At 66.7% G+C, this 15,070-nt stretch carries 15 protein-coding genes and 1 pseudogene; 8 read left to right on the forward strand and 8 right to left on the reverse strand.

Translation table 11 applies throughout. The features are described 5' to 3' along the window. The first annotated feature begins 118 nt into the window (after positions 1 to 118). Positions 119 to 1,906: a lipid A export permease/ATP-binding protein MsbA gene (gene msbA / locus RQI28_RS02995; RefSeq protein ID WP_311221091.1), complete on the forward strand. Its 1,788-nt coding sequence runs from the start codon at positions 119 to 121 to the stop codon at positions 1,904 to 1,906. 38 nt (positions 1,907 to 1,944) lie between these two features. On the opposite strand, the gene RQI28_RS03000 is transcribed toward msbA, so the two are convergent. The 6 genes from RQI28_RS03000 to mltG all read right to left on the reverse strand — a co-directional run bounded on the left by RQI28_RS03000 (position 1,945) and on the right by mltG (position 6,719). After that, positions 1,945 to 2,595 (reverse strand): ankyrin repeat domain-containing protein, encoded by a 651-nt coding sequence (locus RQI28_RS03000; RefSeq protein ID WP_311221092.1) that lies wholly within the window; start codon positions 2,593 to 2,595, stop codon positions 1,945 to 1,947. 17 nt (positions 2,596 to 2,612) lie between these two features. Next, positions 2,613 to 3,422 (reverse strand): TatD family hydrolase, encoded by an 810-nt coding sequence (locus RQI28_RS03005; protein WP_311221093.1) that lies wholly within the window; start codon positions 3,420 to 3,422, stop codon positions 2,613 to 2,615. 127 nt (positions 3,423 to 3,549) lie between these two features. Next, entirely contained in the window at positions 3,550 to 3,909 is a 360-nt protein-coding gene (locus RQI28_RS03010; RefSeq protein ID WP_311221094.1) for a PilZ domain-containing protein, read from the reverse strand. A 16-nt stretch (positions 3,910 to 3,925) separates the two neighbouring features. After that, complete coding sequence (locus tag RQI28_RS03015) at positions 3,926 to 4,951, reverse strand: DNA polymerase III subunit delta' (RefSeq protein ID WP_311221095.1); 1,026 nt, start codon at positions 4,949 to 4,951, stop codon at positions 3,926 to 3,928. Further along, positions 4,948 to 5,664, reverse strand: a complete 717-nt coding sequence (gene tmk, locus RQI28_RS03020) for a dTMP kinase (RefSeq protein ID WP_311221096.1) — start codon at positions 5,662 to 5,664, stop codon at positions 4,948 to 4,950. Before tmk ends, RQI28_RS03015 begins: the two co-directional genes overlap by 4 nt. An 11-nt stretch (positions 5,665 to 5,675) precedes the next feature. Beyond that, on the reverse strand, positions 5,676 to 6,719 hold the full coding sequence (gene mltG / locus RQI28_RS03025) for an endolytic transglycosylase MltG (protein WP_311221097.1): 1,044 nt from the start codon (positions 6,717 to 6,719) through the stop codon (positions 5,676 to 5,678). 9 nt (positions 6,720 to 6,728) lie between these two features. Between mltG and RQI28_RS03030 the strand changes: the two genes are divergently transcribed. The 5 genes and pseudogenes from RQI28_RS03030 (at position 6,729) to RQI28_RS03050 (ending at position 10,561) form a co-directional block, all read left to right on the forward strand. Beyond that, positions 6,729 to 7,658, forward strand: a complete 930-nt coding sequence (locus RQI28_RS03030; protein WP_311221098.1) for a folate-binding protein — start codon at positions 6,729 to 6,731, stop codon at positions 7,656 to 7,658. Positions 7,659 to 7,778: 120 nt separating this feature from the next. Further along, complete coding sequence (locus tag RQI28_RS03035) at positions 7,779 to 8,624, forward strand: MipA/OmpV family protein (RefSeq protein ID WP_311221099.1); 846 nt, start codon at positions 7,779 to 7,781, stop codon at positions 8,622 to 8,624. A 5-nt stretch (positions 8,625 to 8,629) separates the two neighbouring features. Further along, a complete protein-coding gene (locus tag RQI28_RS03040; RefSeq protein WP_311221100.1) occupies positions 8,630 to 9,238 on the forward strand; it encodes a hypothetical protein in 609 nt (202 codons plus the stop codon). Continuing rightward, positions 9,235 to 9,804 (forward strand): annotated as a pseudogene (locus RQI28_RS19710) (response regulator transcription factor); the annotation flags it as partial. The gene RQI28_RS03040 and the pseudogene RQI28_RS19710, both read left to right, overlap by 4 nt. Positions 9,805 to 9,877: 73 nt before the next feature. After that, positions 9,878 to 10,561, forward strand: a complete 684-nt coding sequence (locus RQI28_RS03050; RefSeq protein WP_311221101.1) for a HAMP domain-containing sensor histidine kinase — start codon at positions 9,878 to 9,880, stop codon at positions 10,559 to 10,561. A 112-nt stretch (positions 10,562 to 10,673) separates the two neighbouring features. On the opposite strand, the gene RQI28_RS03055 is transcribed toward RQI28_RS03050, so the two are convergent. After that, positions 10,674 to 11,558 carry a YbgC/FadM family acyl-CoA thioesterase gene (locus tag RQI28_RS03055; protein ID WP_311221102.1) on the reverse strand — a complete coding sequence of 295 codons (885 nt, stop codon included), beginning with the start codon at positions 11,556 to 11,558 and terminating at the stop codon, positions 10,674 to 10,676. Continuing rightward, the gene (locus RQI28_RS03060) at positions 11,555 to 12,538 is read right to left on the reverse strand and encodes an alpha/beta hydrolase (RefSeq protein WP_311221103.1); all 984 of its coding nucleotides are present in this window, start codon (positions 12,536 to 12,538) and stop codon (positions 11,555 to 11,557) included. Before RQI28_RS03060 ends, RQI28_RS03055 begins: the two co-directional genes overlap by 4 nt. 121 nt (positions 12,539 to 12,659) lie before the next feature. On the opposite strand from RQI28_RS03060, the gene tviB reads away from it, so the two are divergent. Both tviB and RQI28_RS03070 read left to right on the forward strand, forming a co-directional pair. Then, positions 12,660 to 13,940 (forward strand): Vi polysaccharide biosynthesis UDP-N-acetylglucosamine C-6 dehydrogenase TviB, encoded by a 1,281-nt coding sequence (gene tviB, locus RQI28_RS03065; RefSeq protein ID WP_311221104.1) that lies wholly within the window; start codon positions 12,660 to 12,662, stop codon positions 13,938 to 13,940. A gap of 59 nt (positions 13,941 to 13,999) precedes the next feature. After that, positions 14,000 to 15,070, forward strand: a complete 1,071-nt coding sequence (locus RQI28_RS03070) for an NAD-dependent epimerase/dehydratase family protein (protein WP_311221105.1) — start codon at positions 14,000 to 14,002, stop codon at positions 15,068 to 15,070.

Raw genomic sequence — 15,070 nt, forward strand, 5'->3', positions numbered from 1 at the left:
AACGATCGGGTAACCGTGTGAATGCCGGCAACGGAGCCATGCATGTTACACATCGCCCTCAGATGCCTGTGACAATCTGTGCAACCTGCCAAAGCTGAAAACTTAGAATCCGCCCCTCATGCAATCCTCGAATCATAGCGCTACGCAGGCTCCGTCAACGGGGAAAACCACGACACTTCCCCTGTTTACGCGGCTCAAAAGGCTCTATCCCTATTTCGGTCATCAACGCCTTTTATGGGCCGTCGCCATCGCGGCCACGCTCGTCGGCGCAATCACCGAGCCGCTCATCCCCGCCCTCCTCAAACCCCTGCTGGACCAAGGCTTTACCGAGGGCACTCTGAAGCTGTGGATGGTGCCCTTGGCCGTCATGGGAGTCTTTCTGGTGCGCGGCGTTGCCCAGTTCTGCGGGCAGTATGCGTTGGCGCGCATTGCCAACCAGGGCATGCTCAAGCTGCGCCAAGCACTGTTCGACCGGCTCCTCGCCGCAGACATGAGCCTCTTTGGCCGACAGTCGGCCAGTGCGCTGTCCAACACCGTCGTGTACGAAGTGCAGACCGGCTTTCTGTCGTTGGTGCAAGCCTTGATGGGTTTGTCGCGCGATGGTTTCACCCTGATCGCGCTGCTGGGTTACCTCATCTACCTGAATTGGCAATTGACACTGATCGTGGCGGTGCTGGTGCCCGGCGTCGCATGGATCATGAAAACCCTGTCTCGCCGGCTCTACAAGCTCACCAAGAGCAGCCAGCAAGCCACCGATGACCTGGCGTATGTGGTGGAAGAGAACGTATTGGCGCATCGCATGGTGCGACTGCATGGTGCACAGGCAAGCCAAGCTAAGCGCTTCGACCACTTGAGCCAAAGCCTGCGCGGCCTGGCGATCAAGTCCACCATCGCTTCAGCGGCGATGACACCGCTGACGCAATTGCTCGCCGCCGGCGCGTTGTCTGCCGTGATCTGCATTGCGCTCTGGCAAGCCCAGGCAGTAGGAACCCGTGACGTGACGGTGGGCGGCTTCGCCTCGTTCATTGCCGCCATGTTGATGCTGATTGCGCCTATTCGCAGACTGGCCGATGTAGCCAACCCCATCACGCGGGGCGTGGCGGCGCTGGAAAGGGGCCTTGTACTGCTGGAAAGCTCGCCGGCAGAAGTCGGTGGCAGCCATCGAACGGAGCGCGCGGCAGGCACCATCGCACTGCGGGACGTGACGGTGTCGTTCGGATCAGACCATTCCCTGGCGCTGGATCGCGTGACGCTGGACATCCAACCGGGCCAGATCGTCGCACTGGTCGGCCCGTCTGGTGCGGGCAAGACGACGTTGGTCAACCTGCTGCCACGATTCATTGCGCCCACGCAGGGCGAAGTGCTACTCGATGGTGTTGGCGTACAGCAATGGGATCTGGAATCTCTGCGCAGCCAGTTCGCCATGGTCAGCCAGGACGTCGTCATGTTCAATGACACCATTGCCGCGAACGTGGCGCTGGGTGGCAACATCGACGAGGTGCGGGTGCAGGCCTGCCTGGTGGCAGCCAATCTGGCCGAGCACGTGGCGGCGCTTCCGCAAGGCCTGCACACGCTGGTGGGGCACAACGCCACCCAACTATCGGGCGGCCAGCGGCAGCGGCTGGCCATAGCGCGCGCGCTCTATAAAGATGCGCCCGTCCTCATTCTCGACGAGGCAACCTCCGCGCTCGACACCGAATCGGAACGCCTGGTGCAAGAAGCCTTGCAACGGTTGATGCGCGGCCGCACCACCCTCGTGATCGCCCACCGGCTCTCTACCATCGAGCACGCCGACAGGGTCATCGTCATGGAGCGCGGCCGCATTGCCGAACAGGGCTCTCACGATGAGCTGGTGGCCAGCGGCGGCTTGTATGCGCGGCTGCAGTCGCGCCCCAGCGCACCCTGATCGCCCGCGCTGGTGGCGGCGGGGGAGTCAGCCCACCGTCACCACTTGCCCTGCCGGGGCTGCCGCTTGCGCATCGCCTCGGAGATGAGATCGACCATGTCCTTGCGGTCGGCGCCCACGGCGAAGTCGCGGGCTGTCATACCCAGCTGGTTCTTGATTGTCACATCGGCGCCCTGCTCCAGCAGCACGCGGGCCACTTCCGACGCCCCATAGCGCACCGCCATCATCAGCGGCGTGGTGCCGTTGGGCGAGCCTGCATCGATGTACGCATGGTTGTCCAGCAACAGCGACGTCATAGCCGCAGCGTCGTCGGTCGTGCAAGACGCGGCGTAGTGCAGAGGCGCCCAGCCCGTCTTGTTCACGTCAGCATCTTGGGCAATCAGTGCGCGAGCCGCCGGCAGATTGCCCTTGATCGCGGCCATCATCAGCGGGCTTTCATCCTGCGCATTGCGCGCTTCCACCTTGATACCGCGCGACTTCATCAAAGCGTCGAAGGCTTTCATCGAGCCTTCCTTCAGCGCCAGCGTCAGGCCGACCTGGCCCTTGGCATCGCGGGTGTTGGGATCGAAGCCGCGCCGCACCAGCGCGGTGATGGCGCCACCATCGTCGCGAATGATGGCGGTGAAGAAGTCGTCGAACGCTCCGGCGTGGGCGCAGCCGCCCATCGCGAGCAGAGCCATCCAGGTCATGCAATGCCGCCGATGAATCATGGCGTCGCCCCCTTGAAAAACAGGTTATCGAAATTGCGGCTGGTGGCCTCGGCCACCGCCTCGACTGGCACGCCCTTCACGGCGGCCAGTTGCTGCGCCACGAATGGCACGTACGACGGATTATTGGTCTTGCCCCGATACGGCACGGGCGCAAGGTAAGGGCTGTCAGTCTCGATCAGCAACCGGTCCATGGGCACGAAAGCGGCCACGTCGCGCAAATGCTGCGCGTTCTTGAAAGTGACGATGCCCGAAAACGAGATGTAGTAACCCAGATCGAGCGCGGCCCGGGCGACTTCTGCCGTTTCGGTAAAGCAGTGGAACACGCCGCCCGCCTGATTACCCGGGCCATCCTCGCCCTCTTCCTTCAGGATGGCGAGCGTGTCGTCGGATGCGCTGCGGGTGTGGATGACCAACGGCTTGGCGCACGCACGCCCCGCGCGAATGTGGGTGCGAAAGCGCTGCCGCTGCCACTCCAGATCTGCCACAGTGCGCCCGCCCTTGCGGTCTTCCATGCCGTAGTAGTCGAGCCCGGTTTCACCGATGGCCACCACGCGCGGCAACGCTGCACCGTCCAGCAGGTCTTGCAGTGAGGGCTCGGCAACCCCTTCGTTGTCCGGATGAACGCCTACCGTGGCCCAGAAGTTGTCGTAGCCCGTGGCCAGCGCATGCACACCGGCAAATTCCTCCAACGTGGTGCAGATGCACAGGGCGCGGTCCACACGGGCGTCGGCCATGGCCTGGCGAATCTGCGGCAACTGCTCCAGCAGTTCAGGAAAATTGAGATGGCAGTGCGAATCGGTAAACATGCGGTATGGAGAAAAGTGGGGCCCGCCTGCGCGAGCCTTGCCAGTATCCACAAAAGCAAATGCCGACCGTGCAGCACGGTCGGCATTGGAGGCTGGCTGGTTACGCTGTGCGCGGGGCGTGCGGCAGTCAGATCGTCTGGGTCGGCCGATCGGAACCCAAGGCAGTGCCCAGAATCTCTTCGATCTTGGCCTTCAGCTGGCGGGACTTTTCGTCCTTCGGAAACTGGATCCCGACGCCCTGCGTTCGGTTACCCGCAGCCCGCGCAGGGGTCACCCAGGCCACACGCCCGGCCACGGGGTAGCGTTGCGTGTCTTCAGGCAGCGTCAGCAGCACGTAAACGTCGTCACCCAACCGGTATTCCCGCGGTGTGGGCACGAAGATGCCGCCTTCGGCGAAAAAAGGAATGTAGGCAGCGTACAAGGCCGCCTTTTCCTTGATGGCCAGCTGCATGACACTGGGACGCGGCGCGGTAGTGGGGCTGTTCATGGGGCGATGGGGGGCTTCAATGCCGCGAGTGTAGGGTGTTTCGCGCCTGGGCGGCCAAGGCTTCCAGCATCAGTCCGGCATTGAACGGGTGCTCCGCCGTACGCGCCTCTTTGGCCAGCGCACGGCCCCAGCGCGTCAACGGGCCAACACCCGGCGGCGCGGGCAGATCGGCCGCGTCGAAGTAGCGCGGCGTGGCGCCCACGCGGTGGGCGAGCAGGTCGTAGCAGAGCTTTTGCAGCGCGTCCACCGCCTGTGCGGGCGACCAATCGGACAGCGCCGTCACGTCGCCGCGCGCCATGGCGCGGGGCAGGCGCGACCAGGCCTCGGGACTGCGGCCGGCGCGGGCCAGCGCCAGCGCGTCGTCGGGCCGTCCGCCCGCTGCGCGCAAAAACGCGGTTGCGGCATCTGCTGCCACGCCCTGCCCGGTCAGCCAATCGCGCATCGCGGCACCCTGCGGCCAGACCATGGTGTGGCCCAGGCAGCGGCTGCGGATGGTCGGCAGCAACTGGTGGGCGGCTTCCGTCGCCAGCACAAAGCGCACGTCGCCCGGCGGCTCTTCCAGCGTCTTGAGCAGCGCATTGGCGGTGACGTGGTTCATCTGCTCGGCCGGGTACACCAGCACGGCCTTGCCCCGCCCGCGCGCCGAGGTGCGCTGGCAAAACTCCACCGCATCGCGCATGGCATCCACGCGGATCTCGCGGCTGGCCTTGCGCTTCTTGTCGTCGATATCGGACTGCGCCTTTTCGGGCAGCGGCCAGCCCAGTTCGATCATTTGCGTTTCAGGCATCAGCACGCACAAGTCGGCATGCGCATGCACGTCGATGGCGTGGCAGCTGGTGCAGACACCGCAGGCGCCCTCGGGCGTAGCCGTGTCGCACAGCCAGGCACGCACCAGCTCCAGCGCCAGCGGGTACTGACCCAGGCCGGACGGGCCCTGCAGCATCCAGGCATGGCCGCGCTGGGCCAGCAGTGACTGCCGCTGGTGGGCGATCCAGGGCGCGAGTGCCGGCGCGGGCGGCGCGGCAGTGGTCGCAGCGCTCATTCGGTGGCTCCGGCTTGTGCCACACGCAGATAGCCGCGTGCGGTGAGCGCGTCAGCCAATTGCGCCCAGACGGCGCCGCGTTCCTGGCGCGCATCCAGGCGCACGAATCGCCCGGGCGCGCTGGCAGCCCGGTCGGCATAACCTTGCGCCACGCGGGCGAAGAACTCCTGCGGCTGCGACTCGAAACGGTCTGGCGCCCGTGCGCCGGCCAGTCGCGCGGCGGCCTCGGCCGGCGGCAGGTCGAACCACAGCGTGATGTCTGGATTTCGAATCAAATCGGCCTCTAGCGCTGATGTGGATTGCGCAAGACGCTCTAAAATTGATAGCACGCGAGTATCGAAGCCCCGGCCAGCGCCCTGATAAGCAAAGGTGGCATCGGTGAATCGGTCGCACAGCACGACGTCGCCGCGCGCCAGCGCAGGCTCGATCACGCAGCGCAAGTGGTCATGGCGGCCGGCGAAGATCAGCAAGGCCTCCGTCAGCGGGTCCATCGCGTCGTTCAGCAGCAGGGTACGCAGCTTCTCAGCCAAGGGCGTGCCGCCAGGTTCGCGCGTCACCACCACCTCGCGGCCTTGCGCACGCAGCGCGGCGGCCAAAGCATCGATGTGCGACGACTTGCCCGCGCCATCGATGCCTTCGAACGTGATGAAGCGGCCCTGCGGCGCGGGCAGCGTGCCGTCCGCATTCAGGGGTGTCGTCGCAGGGGAGCCCATGGCTGGCCTTGTCATTGCTGGCCGCGCTGGTAGCGGTTTACCGCGCGGTTGTGTTCGTCCAGCGTCGGGCTGAAGTGGCTGGTGCCGTCGCCGCGCGAGACGAAATACAGCGCAGGCGTGCGCTCGGGCTGCACCGCTGCCAGCAGCGCCGCCTTGCCGGGCATGGCGATGGGCGTGGGCGGCAGGCCGGGGCGGGTGTAGGTATTCCAGGGCGTGTCGGTCTGCAGGTCGCGCCGGCGCAGGTTGCCGTCGAACTTCTCGCCCAGGCCGTAGATGACGGTGGGATCGGTCTGCAGCAGCATGCCCACGCGCAGACGGTTGGTGAACACGCCGGCGATCTGCGCCCGGTCGGATGCGCGGCCGGTTTCCTTCTCGACGATGCTGGCCAGCACCAGCGCCTCGTCAGCAGACTTGAGCGGCGAGTCGGCCACGCGCTGGGCCCAGGCGGCTTCCAGCTTCTTGTCCATGGCGTGCAGCGCACGGCGCAGAACGGCCAGGTCGGTGCTGCCCTTGGCGTAGGTGTAAGTATCGGGAAAGAAGCGCCCTTCTGCCGCAACACCAGGCCGGCCGAGCCGCTGCATGATTTCAGCCTCCGACAGGTTGGCCGTCTCGGCCTTCAGCTGCTCTTCGCGGGCGAGCGCCTGGCGCACCTGCCGGAAGGTCCAGCCCTCCACCAGCGTCACGGCACGCAAGGCCTCTTCGCCGCGCACCAGCTTTTGCAGCAGGCCGCGGGGCGTCGTGCCCACGGGGATTTCATAGTTGCCGGCCTTGATGGCCCTGTCCTGGCCCGATACGCGGAACCAGGCGTAGAGCACGCGCGCGTCGATGGCCACGCCCGCCGCAGCCACGGCCTGGGCCACGCCGCGCGGCGTGGTGCCGGGCTCGATGGCCAGCTCCAGCGGCTCGTTGACCGACACGCCCGCGCGTGGGCCGACCGGCATGGGCGCGTGCAGCCACCAGGCTGCCGTGGCGCCCGCCGCCAAAATAATGACCAACACCAACGCGAGGAAACGACGCACGACCCTGCTGCCTGTATGAAAGGAACCGGGCATCATAATTCAGGCATGACCTCCTCACTGCCCCCGCTCCTTGATGGTGTTGCTCCTCTTGCCCACATGGGTGTGATCCGCGTCGAAGGCGAAGATGCAGCCTCTTTTCTGCAAGGCCAGCTCACGCAGGACTTCGCCCTGCTGGGCCTGCAAGAAGCCAGGCTGGCGGCCTTTTTGTCGGCCAAGGGGCGCATGCAGGCAAGCTTCATCGGATTCAAGCGCAGCCCCACCGAGATCCTGCTGATCTGCTCGCGCGACTTGCTGGCACCCACGCTCAAGCGGCTGTCCATGTTCGTCATGCGGGCCAAAGCCAAGCTGACCGATGCCACCGAAGACTTCGCCGTCTACGGACTGGCCGGCACCGCTGCACAGGCCCTGTTGCCAGAGGCTGGCGCCGCCTGGGCCAAGCGCGATGTGGATGGTGCATCGGTGGTGCGGCTGTACCCGGCACAGGGCCAAGCGCGCGCGCTGTGGGTCGCACCTGCTGGCACGCTCGCGCCTGCTGGCCCAGTGCTGAGCGACGCGCTGTGGCAATGGAGCGAGGTGCAAAGCGGCATCGCCACGCTGACCGCCCCGCTGGTTGAGGCCTTCGTGCCGCAAATGCTCAATTACGAGTCGGTGGGTGGGGTGAACTTCAAGAAAGGCTGCTACCCGGGCCAGGAAGTGGTGGCACGCAGCCAGTTCCGCGGCACGCTCAAGCGCCGCGCCTATCTGGCACACACGGCAGGGGACGTGGCCGTCGGCGCCGAGGTTTTTGCCCATGGCGACGCGGAGCAGCCCGTCGGCACCATCGTGCAGACAGCGCCCGCACCGGGCGGTGGCGTCGATCTGCTGGTGTCCATGCAGATCAGTGCCGCCAGCGCCGAGGCGTTGAACGCCACCAGCGCAGGCGGCCCTGCGCTGACGCTGCAGCCGCTGCCTTACACCCTGCTGGAAGACATCTGAGCCGCTGGGGGCGGGGCGACGCGATCGGCAGCACGGGGGCGCCGGGCAGATCCATCCGGTAAGTCGCCAGTAAGGCGGCCTGCCCGACCATCGGCATGTCTCAACATCCAGCGAACTCCCGTGCTTCACCACCACCTCCCTGCATCGCGCGCCAAGGTCTTGCAATACCTGGTCAACCTTTCCGCTTTCTGCGCCATCGGCGCGGGCATGCTGGCCCCGGTGGCGGCGCAGACGGGCTCCAGCGGAACCAGCGCATCGCAGGGCGACAAGCCCGGCTCCGCATCCACGCAATGGGGCCTGGGCCTGGGCGGTGGAGTCTTTCAACAGCCGTACCAGGGCGTGGACAACAAGAAACGCGCGCTGCCGCTGCTGTACGTGGAAAACTCCTGGCTTCGCATCGCCGGGCCCTCGGCCGACCTCAAGCTGGCGAACTGGCACGGGGGCTACGGCTCGATCGAGCTGGCCGCACGACTGAAGTACGAGGGCGTCGGCTACGAAGCCAGCGACTCCCCCGCCTTGGCCGGCATGGACGAGCGCAAAGAAAGCTTCTGGGCCGGCGGCGCCGCGTCATGGAAGACCCCGCTCGCCCAGCTGTCTGCCGAATGGATCGCCGACGCCTCCGGAAACAGCAAGGGCCAGCAATTGCAGCTGCAGGTGGACCGGCGATTCAGCTTCGGCGCATTCGCACTCACGCCACGCGTGCAGGCGCAGTGGCTGGACAAGAAGTATGTGGATTACTACTACGGCGTGAAGGCCAGAGAGGCCCTGCCCGGCCGCTCGCAATACAGCGGCAAGGCTGCTACCGCGCTCGGGGCCGGGCTGCGAGCAGACTATCAACTGCAGGCGCGCCAGGCCATCTTCATGGATCTCGCCGTCACTAGCCTGCCGGACGAGACCAAGAACAGCCCCATCGCCGGCCGGTCGAGTGTTTCGCACGTTTCCGCCGGCTATCTGTACCGCTTCTGATCCCGATGGGACGCCTTGCCAGCCCGAACACGCCGCGTCTTGCGCCCTGCCTTGCAGCATTGCCGACAGGCACGGCGCCGGATGGGTCGCACGGCGATGCGCACCGCGTCGGTATCGCGCGGCCTCTCGCGTTGCTTTGTGCAAGTCGCCAGGCCCGGCTCGATGCGGTCTTCGAGCGGTTGATACGGGCCTTTCGCGCAAAGTGGCTGAGCGCACTGGCGACCGAGGCACCAGGGCCTGCCCGCCACGTGCGCGCCTATGTGCGCAGCGTGTGCGACTGCGCGCTGCAACACTCCGGGGCACAGGAGCTGGCCCTGCAACTGCTAATGCAGCCCTGCTACCAGACCATCTGGCACGACTTCGTGGCCGAAGCATGCGCGCAGTACACGGCGGATCACGACCCGTCGCAGCATTGCCGCGCGGCGGTAGAAGGCCTGGTGTTGTGCTGGGCAGGCGCGCATTCGGCGGCCGCCTTTCACGGCATGGCGTCGGTGCAGACCCTCACGCCAACGACTTTGGCGGCCGAACGGGATCGTCTGCTTTCGGTGATCGACGCAGCACCTGCCCCGGCTCAGGCCAGCACTGCGGCAGATGCAGCACGGGGCACCGAATGAATCGCATCCCCCTCGTCGAAGACCATACCCGGCTGGCCGAACTGGCGCGACAGGCATTGGCCAATGCCGGCATCGAGGCGGACGTCTTCCATGACATCCACACCGCCTGGCTGGCGTCGACAAGCATCGACTACGGCGTGTTAGTGATCGACAGGGGCCTGCCCGACGGCGACGGGCTGCAACTCGTCAAGCGCCTGCGCACCGCCGGCCGCGCCAGCCCCTGCCTGATGCTGACAGCACGCGACGCGTTGCGCGACCGCATCGAGGGCCTGGACGGCGGCGCAGACGACTACCCGACCAAGCCCTTTCCGATGGAAGAACTCATCGCCCGCGTGCGTGCGCTGCTGCGGAGGCCGGCCGCCGTGCGCGACCTGGACCCGTCGTTCGGCGACATCCGCGTGAGTTCTGAACACAGCCACATGGTCTGCCACGGCGCGACCATTTCGCTGTCGGCGGCCGAGCTGCAGATCATGCTGTGCCTGGCGCGCAAGGCCGGGCAGACGGTGCGGCGCGCGGCGCTGGAGGCCGCCGCTTGGGGGTTGTCGGAAGCGGTCACGTCCAACGCGCTGGACGTGGCCACCGCAGACACTGGATGCGAGGCTGCGTGCAGACGGCCTGCCCAAGGAACTGTCGCCCCTGGTGGAAGCCTTCAACCATGCGCTGGACCGGCTGCAGACCGGCTTTCGCACGCAGCAGGAGTTTACGGCCAACGCGGCACACGAACTCAAGACCCCGCTGGCGCTGATCCGCGCGCAGATCGAGCTGGAGCCGAGCGACCAGCGCAACCCCTACTTGCTGCAGGACGTGGACCGCATGGCCCGGCAGGTGCAGCAGTTGCTGCACTTGGCCGAAGCCAGCGAGCCGCGCAACTACCACATCGAAGCCGTGCTGCCGCAGGCGGCGGTGGCCGAGGTCTGCGACTACATGGACCGGGTGGCCCGACAGAGCGGCGTGCGCATCGCACACCAGGTCGATGCCGCCGCTGGTGACTGGCAAGCCGACCGCGGTGCGCTGTTCACCCTGTTCAAAAACCTCTTGGAAAACGCCATTCAGCACAGCCCGCCCGACACGGTGGTGACGGTGCTGGCCGATGCCAGCGGCTTCACGGTAAGTGACCAGGGCCCGGGTGTGGCGCCGCCCGATCTGCCACGCCTGTTCGAGCGCTTCTGGCGGGGTGCCAGCCGGCGCGACGAAGGTGCCGGGCTGGGCCTGTCCATCTGCCAGGAAATCGCCCGTGCGCACGGCTGGACGATGCAGACGGGGCCGGGGCCCACCGGGCTGGAGATGCGCGTGCGCTTTGCCGGCGCACCAGCCAATGCTTGAGCCGCAATCAGCCATTCACTCCTGAAAAGAGAGCTGCTTGCGCTTGCCAATCAATGGATTCAATGTTATTTATATCTGAAACCCTTTGATATCAAGCGTAACCAGCTACCAATTAAATAGCAAATGGCAGGCGGCGTGCCATGGACACATGCGTGATGCCGGCTTCCTGATAGGGCGCCCCCACCACATCGAACCCCGCACGCCGATAGAAGCCTTCGGCGCTGGCCTGCGCATGCAGGGTGACCACGCTGTCGCCCCGCTGCGCTGCGGCGGCCACCAGTGCGTCAAGCACCTCGCGGCCCCAGCGCTGGCCGCGCACGGCGCGGTCCACCGCCATGCGGCCGATGAGGCCCTCGCCCACGGCGCCGCGCAGCAGCCGGCCGGTGGCTACCGGCAAGCCCAGGTAGTTGAAGGCCACGGCGTGCACGGCCGCGTCGTCGCGGCCGTCCTGTTCAAGGGCATCGGCGATGCCCTGCTCCTGAACGAACACCGCCGTGCGCAGCGCCGCGGCCTCGCGCCCCAGCGTGGCCCAGTCGCCCACGCGCACCTCGACCATGCCGTGCCCGGCATCGAAGCGCTCCAGCATGGCACGCAGCACGGCAGGCACGGGGCGCGACTTCTGCGTGGCGGGGTCGGCGAACACGTAGACCAGCTCGCCGGACACCAGCAGCCGGTCGCCGCAGAAGATGGCGAAGGCGAACAACAGCGACGAGGTGCCCACGCGCACGCAGCGCAGCCCCACGTCCAGCACGTCGTCGAGCCGGGCCGATGCGTGGTATTCCAGCGTGGCCTTCTTCACGTACAGCTCGCCGCCCAGCGCCTGCATGCCAGCCTCGTAGGGCACGGCCAGCAAGCGCCAGTACTCGCCCATGGCGTTGTCCGCGTACATCAGGTAATGCGCGTTGAAAACGATCTTCTGCATGTCCACTTCGGCCCAGCGCACGCGCAGGCGGTGCAGGCAGCGAAACTGGTCGCGGGTCGTGTCTGGCGTGGTCATCGGTCTTGGCGTGGGTGGGTTCCAAAGGCAGCGCGCAGGGCGCGGGCCGCGTCGGCATGGGCCTGGCGCGCTTCGGGAATGGCGCGGCCCATCTTGATGAATTCGTGGGTCACGCCCCGGTAGATTTCCAGGTCCACCGCCACGCCGGCGGCGCGCAGCTTGTCGGCATAGGCCACGCCTTCGTCCACCAGTGGATCGCATTCGGCCAGGCCCACCCAGGCGGGCGCCACGCCGTCCACATCGGGCGCCAGCAGGGGCGCGAACCGCCAGTCCTCGCGCTCTTGCGGACTGGAGACATAGTGGCCGAAGAACCAGTCGATGGCTTCGGCATCCAGCACCAGGCCGTGCGCGAAGCGCTGGTGCGATGCCGTGTCCTGATGCGCCGTGGTGCCGGGGTAGATCAGCAACTGCAGCGCCAGCGGCAGGCCCGCGTCGCGCGCCAGGATGGCGTTCACCGCCGCCAGCGTGCCGCCCGCGCTGTCGCCGCCCACCGCCAGCCGGGCGGCGTCGGCACCCAGCTCGGCCGCATGGGCCGCCAGCCAGGCCAGCGCGTCCCAGGCGTCGTTCGACGCGGTCGGAAAGCGGTGCTCGGGCGCGAGCCGGTAGTCCAGCGACACCACGATGCAGCCGGCCAGGCGTGCCAGCTCGCGGCACAGCACGTCGTGGGTCTGCACGCTGCCCACGGTGAAGCCACCGCCGTGCAGGTACAACAGCAACGGCAAGCCGGGGCCGCCTGCCTCGCCCGCGGGCTGATCGGCGTAGAGCCGCGCCGGCAAGACAGTACCGTCGCGCGTGGGAATGCCCAGCTCTTCCACACGGGCCAGCGTGGCTTTGGGCACTTCGAGCACGCCGGCGCCGGCCTCGTAAGCGGCGCGTGCGCGCACGGGGCCGAGCGTGTGCAGCGGCGGGCGGCCGGCGCGGGCCATGCGGTCGAGCACGTCGCGCATGGCGGTTGTCAGGAGTGGAGAAGACTGGAGCATGGTGAAAACGACGGCAAGTCTGAAAGAGGCCGGGGGCCGGACACAATAGAGGATAGAGGAGCCCGGCGCGCCTCGCACCTTCAACGGCTACGGCCCCACTGACTCATCGTTTCACCTTCGCATGCTGCCTTCCCTTTCTTCCGTTCGCATCGCCGTCATTGGCCTGGGCTATGTCGGTCTGCCGCTGGCGGTGGAATTCGGCAAGCAGCGCACCGTGGTGGGCTTCGACATTCGCCAGGAGCGCATCGCCGAGCTGCGTGCGGGGCGTGACCACACCCTGGAAGTGAGCGCGCAAGAGCTGGCCGAGGCGGCGCATCTGCAGTTCACCCATGAGCCGGCCGACATGGCAGGCTGCAACGTCTTCATCGTGACGGTGCCCACGCCCATCGACGAGCACAAGCAACCCGACCTGGGCCCGCTGATGCAGGCCAGCGAGGCGGTAGCGCGGCTGCTCAAACCCGGCGACGTGGTGGTCTACGAATCCACCGTGTACCCGGGCGCCACCGAAGACGACTGCGTGCCGGTGCTGGAGCGCCATTCCGGCCTGCGCTTCAACCAAGACTTCTTCGCCGGCTACAGCCCCGAGCGCATCAACCCGGGCGACAAGGCCCACCGGCTGACCGGCATCGTGAAGATCACCAGCGGCTCCACGCCCGAGGCGGCCGAACTGGTGGACTCGCTCTATGCGCAGATCATCACAGCCGGCACGCACAAGGCGGCCAGCATCCGCATTGCCGAGGCAGCCAAGGTGATCGAGAACACGCAGCGCGACGTGAACATCGCACTGGTGAACGAGCTGGCCCTCATCTTCAACCGCATGGGAATCGATACCGAGGCCGTGCTGCAGGCGGCCGGCACCAAGTGGAACTTTCAGCACTTCCGCCCCGGGCTGGTGGGCGGCCACTGCATCGGCGTGGACCCGTACTACCTGACGCACAAGGCCAAGGCGATCGGCTACCACCCCGAGATCATCCTGGCTGGCCGGCGGCTGAACGACAGCATGGGCGCCTACGTGGTCACGCAATTGGTCAAAGCCATGACGAAGCGGCGCATTCACGTGCAGGGCGCGAAGGTGCTGGTCATGGGCCTGGCCTTCAAGGAAAACTGCCCTGACCTGCGCAACACCCGCGTGGTGGACATCGTGCGAGAACTGGCGCAATACGACGTGGAGGCCGACGTGCACGACCCGTGGGTGAATGCGGGCGAAGCACAGGCCGAATACGGCATTGCGCTGGTGCCCACGCCTGCGCCCGGCGCCTACGATGCCATCATCGTGGCCGTCGCTCACCAGCAGTTCCGCGCACTGGGCGCCGCAGCCATCCGCGCGATGGGCAAGCCGGAACATGTGCTTTTCGACCTGAAGTACGTGCTGGACGCCGCAGAATCCGACATTCGACTGTGAGCTGCGCCCTCGCGGGCCGCTTCATCCTCTTTCGACCTTCCACTCTCCTTCACTTTTCCATGTCCATTGCCTACGACGCACTCCAGATCGAATTGGCCCGCGCACCGCGCACCTGGCTGGTGACCGGTGTGGCGGGCTTCATCGGCAGCCACCTGCTGGAAACGCTGCTGCGGCTGAACCAGCGCGTGGTGGGGCTGGACAATTTCTCCACAGGCCACCGCCGCAACCTGGACGAGGTGCGCACGCAGGTAAACGCTGCGCAGTGGCAGGCGTTCGACTTCATCGAGGGCGACATCCGCGACCTGGACACCTGCCGGCGCGCCTGCGCGGGCGTGAACCATGTGCTGCACCAGGCGGCGCTGGGCTCGATTCCGCGGTCACTCAACGACCCCATCGCCACCAACGGCACCAACATCGATGGCTTTTTGAACATGCTGGTGGCCGCCAAGGATGCGGCGGTAGGCAGCTTCACCTACGCGGCTTCAAGCTCGACCTATGGCGACCATCCTGGCCTGCCCAAGGTGGAAGACACCATCGGAAAGCCCCTTTCGCCCTACGCCGTGACCAAGTACGTCAACGAGCTGTACGCGCAGGTGTTCAGCCGCAGTTACGGCTTCCACGCCATCGGGCTGCGCTACTTCAACGTGTTCGGCCAGCGGCAGGACCCGGGCGGCGCCTATGCGGCGGTGATCCCGCTCTGGACGCGGTCGCTGCTGCGCGGCGACACCATCCACATCAATGGCGACGGCGAGACGAGCCGCGACTTCTGCTACGTGGCCAACGCCGTTCAGGCCAACCTGCTGGCCGCCACCACCCATGACCCCGCCGCGAAGAACCAGGTCTACAACGTGGCGGTGGGCGAGCGCACCAGCCTCAACACGCTGTTCCAGTTGCTGAAAGACCGCCTGCTCGGCAACGGCGTGCCGGCATCGGCCAGGCCCGTCTATCGCGACTTTCGCGCGGGGGACATTCGCCACAGCCAAGCCGACACGGCCAAGGCGCGCGGCCTGCTGGGCTATGAGCCATCGCACACGCTGGCGCAGGGGCTGGACGTTTGCGTTCCCTGGTATGCAGCGCAAGAGGCTGCACAAGCCGCGTCGGCTTCGCAAGACACACCGGCCGCCGGCTGA

The sequence above is a fragment of the Acidovorax sp. WCS2018Noco2-16 genome, assembly GCF_031843945.1.
Taxonomy (GTDB): domain Bacteria; phylum Pseudomonadota; class Gammaproteobacteria; order Burkholderiales; family Burkholderiaceae_C; genus Paracidovorax.